Source organism: Calditrichota bacterium (assembly GCA_013151735.1).
GTDB lineage: Bacteria > Zhuqueibacterota > JdFR-76 > JdFR-76 > BMS3Abin05 > BMS3Abin05.
Window position 1 is genome coordinate 13,075 of record JAADHR010000144.1, and the last position, 8,812, is coordinate 21,886.

Sequence of the window (8,812 nt, forward strand, 5' to 3'; positions counted from 1 at the left end):
ATTTCGGCTCATCGAAGTCAGGCCCTCCGCAAACACCATTTGGCCCAATCCGATATTGTGTTTGTCATGGAAAAAGAGCATCTGAAATTCATTCACGAGCTTTTCCCAAATTATCAGGAAAATGTGTACCTTCTGAAAGCATTTGACCGGGATAAAAAAGATCGCAGAAAAAATGAAATTCCCGATCCGATCGGCAAAAGCAAACGGTTTTACCAGAAGATTTTTCAGGAGCTGGAGAAGGAAATAGATCGGATTTTACCCCGAATTATTCAATTGGCAGATGCAAAGCTCCAGCGGGATCACAACAGTCTGGATTTTTCGTGAGGCAGGTTCATCTAAAATCGAATGCGAAAATTCTGTTGATTCGAACCGACCGTCTGGGAGATGTGATTCTTTCAACACCTGTGGCCACGGCCATTAAACAGGTGCTGCCGGATTCAAGAATTGCCTTTTTGTCCCGGAATTACACCCGGGACTTGCTTGAACAGCATCCGGATATTGATGACGTGCTTGTGGAAGACGAAATGAAACATGAAAAAGGGGCCATCGACATCCTGCGGCGGAAGAAATTTGATGTCTGCATCGCGCTGCATCCCGATGCACGATGGGCCTGGCGAACCTACCGGGCGGGGATCCCCGTACGCATCGGCACAGCTTATCGGGCGTTTTCTGTTTTTTACAACTATCGGGTTTTCGAACATCGAAAACACACGAATCAGCACGAGGTTGAACACAATCTTAATTTGTTAAAGCCTTTGGGGATTTCCCCGGAGACGGTTCTTTTTCGGTTTAATGTGCCGGAGTCTGTTCAGAAAAAAACACGTTTGCTTTTGGAGCAGAAGGGGTGGAATCCGAACCAACCGCTGATTGTTCTCCATCCGGGCAGCGGAGGGTCTGCCGTGGATTGGCCGGCCGCTTCTTTCGGGCAATTGGCAAAAGTTCTTCGCGGGCGAAATCTGGCCGTTGCGGTTACAGGAGTGGCTGCCGAAAAAGAGTTAATCGACCGGGTGGTTCGCACCGCTCAAACGGAGCTCTTGCGTTTTGACGATGAACTGAATTTACTGGAGCTGGCCGCGCTTTTAAAACAGGCGTCCGTGGTTGTGGCCAACAGTACCGGCCCGCTGCACCTGGCGGTGGCCATGGGAACCGAAGTTGTGGGATTGTATTGTCCGGTACCGCCCTGCCATCCGCAGCGTTGGGGGCCGTATGGCCGCTCGGATTCAGTCCTGGTGCCGCAGCACGTATCTTGTAAAACATGCGATTCGAAACGGTGCGCCCAGACCCGCTGCATGGAACAAATCACCGTGAAAATGGTTTTGGAGAAAGTACTGGAAAAGCTGCAGAACGGAATTTAAAATAGCATTCATCCAAATGACAAGAAGGTTTTTAGCTTTGACTGACAAACAACCCGTTCGTTTAAAAACGACACAGATTTTTCACTGGCTTGTTTTTCTGGGGATTTTATCGGGCCTTTTCCGGGCGGTACCCTCGTTTTCGCAGGGAAAATCGGTTTCGGAACATCCTGCCCAAAAGGTTGTCGCAGATTCTTCGGACTCTTCGACAACGGGAAATTTTTTCTGGAGGAAACTTCCGAACCGGGCATTTGGTGTGGGGGAAAAGCTGGTTTTTGTGATTCGATGGGGGCCCATTCACGCGGGCGAGGCGGTCATGGAAATCCCGGAAATTGTGACCATTCACGGGCGCAAAGCCTATCGGATCGTTTCACGGGCGGCAACCAACCGAACATTTTCCACGTTTTTTAAGGTCCGCGACCGTGTAGAATCGCTGATGGATGTAGAGGGGCTGTTCAGCTGGCATTTTGAAAAGCACCTCAGGGAAGGGAAATTCAAGGCGGATATTGAGGAAGTTTTTGACCAGCGGCATCATTTTGTAGTCAGCCGGGGCGACACCATTCCCGTTACACCCTATGTGCAGGATGTCCTTTCGGCTCTCTATTTTGTGCGAACGCAGCCCCTGGTTGTGGGGAAGCCGATTCTGGTAGACAACTACGCCGATCACAAGGTGTATCCTCTGGAGGTCCGGGTTCTTAAAAAAGAGCGAATCAAGGTAAAGGCCGGACGATTCGATTGCGTGGTGATTCGCCCGATTTTGCGAAGCACGGGTATTTTTCAACAAAAAGGGGAGTTGACCGTCTGGTTAACGGATGATCAAACGCACACGCCGGTTCTTATGAAAAGTAAAGGTAAAGTCGTGGTGGGGTCTTTTGTGGCGGAGCTTAAAAAATACACGCTGGGGTCTGTTGAATAACTGGAGGAAAAATGTCGCGTTACGATGAAATTGATATCGGGCACGTAAAACCTATCTCAATAAAAAGCAGAAAAAACAAGGTCAACGTGGAGGAGTTCGCCAGTCCCTACCGGACGGGAATGAGCTTCCGGGATTTTTGGCATTCACTGCCCAATATCCTGGTCGGGGAAGAACTGCGCGAATTTGTAGGGCACGTGGTGGAGGGCTACCGTAAAAAGAAGCCCCTGATCTGGATGATGGGTGCCCACGTGATCAAGTGCGGATTGAGTCCCGTTATCATTGATTTGATGGAACGGGGCATTATTTCTGCGGTCAGTATGAATGGCGCCGGCCCCATCCACGACACGGAATTGGCCTACTGGGGGCAGACCTCTGAGGATGTGGCAACCAATCTTCAGAATGGCACATTTGGCATGTCCGGGGAAACGGCTGAAAAAATCAACGGAACTGTTGCCGCGGCCGTTAAAGACAAGTTGGGATATGGCGAGGCCCTGGGCAAACGTATTTTTGAAGAGAAACCGCCCTTCTGGCAATTGAGCATTCTGGGAAATGCGTACCGTTTGGGTGTTCCCGTAACCGTACATGTTGGGGTTGGAACCGATATCGTTCACCAGCACCCCAACGCAAAGGGCTCGGCCATCGGGGAACTGAGCTTGAGAGATTTCCGGATTCTGGCCCGTGTGATTTCAAAACTGGGACACGGCGGTGTGGTGGTTTTGGCAGGGTCGACGGTTATTTTACCGGAGGTTTTTTTGAAGGCGTTGACGGTTGCCCGCAACATCGGCTACGATGTGAAGGAGTTTTTTACGGCCAATTTTGACATGTTCCGGCACTATCGCCCCAGTGTGAATGTGGTTCAGCGCCCCACGCTGGATGCAGGAAAGGGCTACCAGTTTATCGGGCATCACGAAATTATGATTCCCCTTTTGGCTGCGGCCATTTTGGAGGAATTGGAATAAAACGATCTTAAATTCAAAAAAATTTTGGGAGATTAAAAATGCGTGTTGGAATTATTGGCTTACCGCTTTCCGGGAAAACCACCCTGTTTAATGCCCTGACTCAGTCAAAAGTGGATGTGGGGTCATGGTCAGGGGGAAAACGGGAAGCGCACATCGGAATTGTAAAAGTTCCGGACAAGCGGCTGGATTTTTTGCACACCCATTTCCCCTCTGCTAAAAAAATTCCGGCAACCATCGAATATGTGGATTTGGCGGGGTTCGAAAAGGGGATCAGTGAATCGGCCAAAGTGCTGTCCGAATTGCTGAATGATCTGAAAAATGTCGATGCCCTTGTGGTGGTCATTCGTGCCTTTGAGAACGAATCCGTTCCGCACCCGGACAACACCGTCGATCCCGCCCGTGACCTGCAAACGCTGGAAGCCGAATTTATTCTTTCCGACATGGCCATTCTGGAAAATCGAATTTCGCGTCTGGAAAATCAGCTTCGTAAGAAAAAAGATGAACACGATCAGAGAGAGCTGGCACTCTTAAAGCGCTGTCTGGCGGAACTGGAAGAAGAACATCCGCTTCGCAGTCTGGATTTTTCCCCGGATGAGGAAAAGATCCTTCGCGGGTACCAATTTCTGACGGAGAAACCTCAGATTGTAATGTTTAATATCAATGAAGCCGATATAGGAAACGAGGAACAGATTTTGCAATCTTTTTCTCAATTAAAGGATCAGCCCAAAACACATGCTCTGGCCCTTTCTGCCGAAATCGAAATGGAGATTTCCCAGCTTGACCCGGAGGATGCCGCTCTGTTTCGGCAGGATTTGGGAATTCAGGAATCGGCGCTGGAAAAACTGATCCGAACCACGTATCACCTGTTGGGGCTAATTTCTTTTTTTACAATTGGTGACGACGAGGTTCGTGCCTGGACTATTCGGCAGCAGACCCGCGCGCCTCAGGCAGCCGGTGCCGTTCACTCCGATATGGAGAGGGGATTTATCCGGGCGGAAGTGGTTTCTTACGACGATTACGTGGCTCACGGATCGCTGGCCAAATGCAAGGAAGCCGGGGTTTTTCGCTTGGAGGGCAAGGAGTACATTGTCAGAGATGGAGACATTATTTCATTTCGATTCAATGTTTGATTCGGGGGATTCATAAATTGGAGCTGCAAAGAGACGAAATCACCAAGGTGACTCGATGTAAATGAAGCCGTTGTGAACCTTTTGTGTTGTCAAGTTCAGGTAGTTGATCGATCTTCAGTGTGAAGGATACGCATGTTAAAATCGAAAAAATTTCAAATTACTCTGGGACTTCTTCTCAGTGCGTTTTTTCTCTGGCTGGCCTTTAGAAAGGTCAGCCTCCCCGAAATGGCAGAAGCCTTTCGCACAGCCGATTACTGGTATTTTATTCCGGCTTCCATTTTTATGTTTTTTAGCCTGTGGTTTCGTGCCTTTCGATGGAAATACTTTTTCAAAAGCATTAAACCCATTTCCATGAACAACCTCTTTGCGTCCATGATGGTAGGCTACATGGCGAATAACATTTTTCCGATGCGCCTGGGTGAATTTCTGCGGGCCTATTCCATCGGGCGAACGGCTCATGTCTCTAAAGTGTCTTCATTTGCTACCATTATTGTGGAACGCATTATCGATCTGCTGACTCTTCTTTTTTTGCTGGGAATCACATTTTTGTTCCAGCCCTTTCCTCAATGGATTCGTGACAGTGGTTACCTGATTTTTGCCATCACGTTTGCGGCCATTTTATTTATGGGGTTTCTGGTGTACAAAACCGAAGCTACACTGGGGCTCCTCAAAAAACTGCTTTCGCCTTTTTCAGAGAAATTGACGTCCAAGATTCTGGATTCCATTGAAAGCCTGATTGGCGGATTCGGAGTGCTTCGCACGCCGCGGTACTATTTCATCGTGATGGTGTTGTCCCTTCTGATCTGGGCCTGTTATGTAGGAATTGTCCAGATGATTATTATGTCTTTTGGTCTGGACACCACGTATCACCTGCCGCTTCTGGCCAGTGTGGTGGTTCTGATTATGACGGGAATCGGGGTCACCATTCCGTCGTCTCCCGGCTACGTGGGAACCTACCATTACCTGGCCATGCAGGGACTGGCGCTGTACGGGGTGCCGGGCAGCGAGGCCCTCAGTGTGGCCGTTGTTCTTCATCTGTTTAACTTCATCCCTTCAACCCTGGTGGGACTGTATTATTTCGGGCGCGAAAACCTCAAGCTTTCCGATGCCCTGCAGGAAAAGAAATTGGTCGAGACCGTCCGATAGCCCCCTTCCGAGATTGTGGTCTTGATTCCATTTGAATTTTGTCTTATATTTAAACACACCTTTTGACCAGGGAACCACAACACAAATGGATGATTTTTCCGTCTCGAAAATAATTGAGGGGCTGAACCCGGAACAGCAGGCGGCCGTCACGTTCGGCGAGGGACCGCTATTGGTGGTGGCAGGAGCCGGAACCGGGAAAACCCGCGTCATTACACACCGAATTGCCTATTTAATTGCGTCCAAACGGGCCCGGCCCGAAGAAATTTTAGCCCTTACCTTTACGGATAAGGCAGCCGCCGAAATGCAGGCCCGCGTGGACGAATTGGTCCCTTACGGTTACGCCACGGTTGCCATCAGTACGTTTCACGCCTTTGGAGACCGCATTCTGCGGGAATACGCTTTGGAAATGGGACTGACCTCCGATTTAAAAGTGTTGTCGCGTCCCGAACAGGTCCTCTTTTTTCGGGATCACATTTTTGACTTTCCTTTAAATTATTTCCGCCCCCTGGGGGATCCCACCAAATTTGTCGACGCCATGATTACACTTTTCAGTCGGGCGAAGGATGAAGATGTGTCTCCCGAAGACTACCTTCAATTTGCCCGAAAATTGGAGGAGAATGCCCGAGCCCATCCCGACGATGAGGCCCTGCAGAGCGAAGCGGTCAAACAAAAAGAATTGGCGGAGTGCTACAAATATTACCAGGACCAGCTGACCCGGGAGGGAAAAATAGATTTTGGAGATCAGGTTTCCCTTGTCCTGTCTCTTTTCCGAAACCGGCCGGCCGTTCTGGGTCAGGTTCAATCGCAATTTAAGTACATTCTCGTGGATGAGTTCCAGGACACAAATTATGCCCAATTTCAGCTTCTGAGGCAATTGGCCAAAAACCGCCCGAATATCACCGTTGTGGGCGACGATGATCAATCGATCTACAAGTTTCGGGGGGCAGCCATCAGCAATATTCTGAATTTTACGGATGCCTTTCCCACGGCCCAACAAATTGTCCTGACACGAAATTATCGGTCGACCCAGGCGATTCTGGATGCGGCCTACGCGTGGATCGTACACAACAACCCCGACCGGCTGGAGGTAAAAAGCGCCATTAACAAGCAGCTTGTGGCCGAAACCCGAAGGGATTTGCCTCCGGTTGTCCGGCACCTGCATTTTGACCGTCTTTCCTCTGAGGCCGATGCCGTGGCCGAAATCATTCAGGAGCAGGTGGAACAGGGGAAACGGCGCTATTCCGATTTTGCCATTCTGGTTCGGGCCAACAACGATGCCGATCCCTTTTTAACCTCTTTGCGAATGGCGGGCATTCCGGCCCAATTTTCCGGGAGCCGCGGGCTTTACAAGCAGCACGAAATCCAATTGCTGCTGGCATTTTTGCGTGTTCTTTACGATTTTGCCGATTCCAAGAGTCTCTCGCTTCTGGCAGAATCGGAGATTTACCAGATGCCCGTTCAGGATCAAAAGCGCTGCTACCATGTGGCCAGCCGAAACAACCGCTCCCTTTTCGATGTGTTTCAGCATTACAAGCAGTATCCTGAGCTGGAAGCCCTCTCCGTGGAGGGCCGGGCGACCCTTGAAAAAATGGTCACGGATATTAATGCGTACTTAAAAATGGCGCGCGAAAATTCGACGGGTGTGGTGCTCTACGAATTTCTAACCCAGAGCGGATATTTAAAGCGCCTGACGCAGCAGAGCTCCCTTGAAAGCGATTTGAAAATCCAGAATATTGCCAAATTTTTTGAAATTGTAAAAAGTTTCGGAGATGTTGCACAAGTCGATCGGGTCTCGTATTTTGTGGAATACCTGGATTTGCTCATCGAAGCCGGTGACGATCCGGCGACGGCGGATGTGGATCTGGAGGCCGATGCCGTTCATGTCCTGACAGTTCACAAGGCCAAGGGGCTGGAGTTTCCGGTGGTGTTCCTGGTGAGCCTGGTGGAACAAAAATTCCCGCACCGAAACCGCAGGGAGCCGATCCCGCTGCCGGAGGCGCTGGTCAAAGAGATTCTGCCCTCCGGGGATTTTCATCTTCAGGAAGAAAGACGACTGTTTTATGTGGGAATGACGCGGGCCCAGGAGGAATTGTATCTCACATCCGCACGGGATTACGGGGGAAAGCGGCTCCGAAAAGTCAGCCAATTTGTAGCCGAGGCCCTGGATCGCCCCATTCAAAATGATGTCTACACCCGGACCTCCGCCGAAGAAGCCATTCAGCGGTTTGCGCCATCGCCGGACGGCCTTCGGGCCGAATTGGACCCCATTCCCGACGACCAGCTTTTAACGCTCAGTTTTTATCAAATAGACGACTACCTGACCTGTCCCCTGAAATACAAGTATGTGCACATTTTACGCGTACCCATTGCGCCGCATCACACGGTTATTTACGGCAGCGCCCTTCACCAGGCCATTAGCGAATATTACCGGCGAAAGATTAAGGGATTCCCGGTCGATTTTTCCGTTCTGGAAAATGCCTTCCGCGAGTCCTGGTCCAGTGAGGGATTTTTCTCGAGAGAACACGAAGAGCAGCGGTTTGAAGCCGGGCTGCAGGCCTTGAAGCGCTTTTTCGAAAAAGAAGAAGCCTCCGGAGAAATTCCGCTGTACGTAGAAAAGGAATTCAGCTTTAATCTGGGAAACAATCACATTGTAGGGCGCTGGGACCGGGTGGACAAACGCTCCTCCGGAATCGTGATTGTCGATTTTAAATCGTCCGACATTCGTGAACAAAAGAAAGCGGATGACCGGGCGAAGAAGAGTCTGCAATTGGCCATTTACGTTCTGGCTTACGAAAGTATGTTTCGGGAACGCCCTGTTCGTGTGGAACTCCGCTTTCTGGAATCGGGACTGACCGGATCCGTGGATGTGGAAAAAATGAAAATGGACAAATTCCTGGACGATATTCAAACGGCTGCTCATGGAATTCGTCAGAGAGATTTTGAGGCCCGGCCGGACTATATGAGCTGCCGCTACTGCTCGTTTAATTCCATTTGCCCCAGCGTGCAGAGTTAAACCCGGACTCGGAAAATTGTTTAAAATTATGTGTCGTTGGGAGGAGGCTGCAAACTGGCAGGCAACAAAGCAATCTTTGATTGGATTTAGTATGAAGTTATACACTATTAAAAATCCGCATATTCCGTGAGGAAGAGAAAGCCTATTCCAGCATTGAATGACCGCAAATGCTGAAAGAGTCCTTTACTGAAAACAAAGCGTTACTTGCCAAACTTCAAGAAGAAATTGGATTGAAATGAGTAAACCCGCAAGACAGGATTACAGTAAATTACTAAACAACATCGGAGAACTACTCG

Annotated in this window: 7 protein-coding genes; all 7 read left to right on the top strand. The window is 49.7% G+C overall.

Going from position 1 to position 8,812, the window contains the following annotated elements; all coding sequences use genetic code 11:
• Positions 1-324 (top strand): hypothetical protein (locus GXO76_10325; protein NOY78250.1); only part of this gene is annotated, 324 nt, incomplete at its 5' end.
• Positions 321-1,355, top strand: coding sequence for a glycosyltransferase family 9 protein (locus GXO76_10330; protein NOY78251.1), 1,035 nt, complete (start codon positions 321-323; stop codon positions 1,353-1,355). The genes GXO76_10325 and GXO76_10330, both read left to right, overlap by 4 nt.
• 37 nt (positions 1,356-1,392) lie before the next feature.
• Positions 1,393-2,268: a DUF3108 domain-containing protein gene (locus GXO76_10335; protein NOY78252.1), complete on the top strand. Its 876-nt coding sequence runs from the start codon at positions 1,393-1,395 to the stop codon at positions 2,266-2,268.
• Positions 2,269-2,279: 11 nt separating this feature from the next.
• Positions 2,280-3,227 (top strand): hypothetical protein, encoded by a 948-nt coding sequence (locus GXO76_10340; protein NOY78253.1) that lies wholly within the window; start codon positions 2,280-2,282, stop codon positions 3,225-3,227.
• Positions 3,228-3,265: 38 nt separating this feature from the next.
• Positions 3,266-4,357, top strand: coding sequence for a redox-regulated ATPase YchF (ychF, locus tag GXO76_10345; protein ID NOY78254.1), 1,092 nt, complete (start codon positions 3,266-3,268; stop codon positions 4,355-4,357).
• 132 nt (positions 4,358-4,489) lie between these two features.
• A complete protein-coding gene (locus tag GXO76_10350; protein ID NOY78255.1) occupies positions 4,490-5,503 on the top strand; it encodes a flippase-like domain-containing protein in 1,014 nt (337 codons plus the stop codon).
• 85 nt (positions 5,504-5,588) lie between these two features.
• A complete protein-coding gene (locus tag GXO76_10355) occupies positions 5,589-8,516 on the top strand; it encodes a UvrD-helicase domain-containing protein (GenBank protein NOY78256.1) in 2,928 nt (975 codons plus the stop codon).
• The last annotated feature ends 296 nt before the right edge of the window (positions 8,517-8,812 follow it).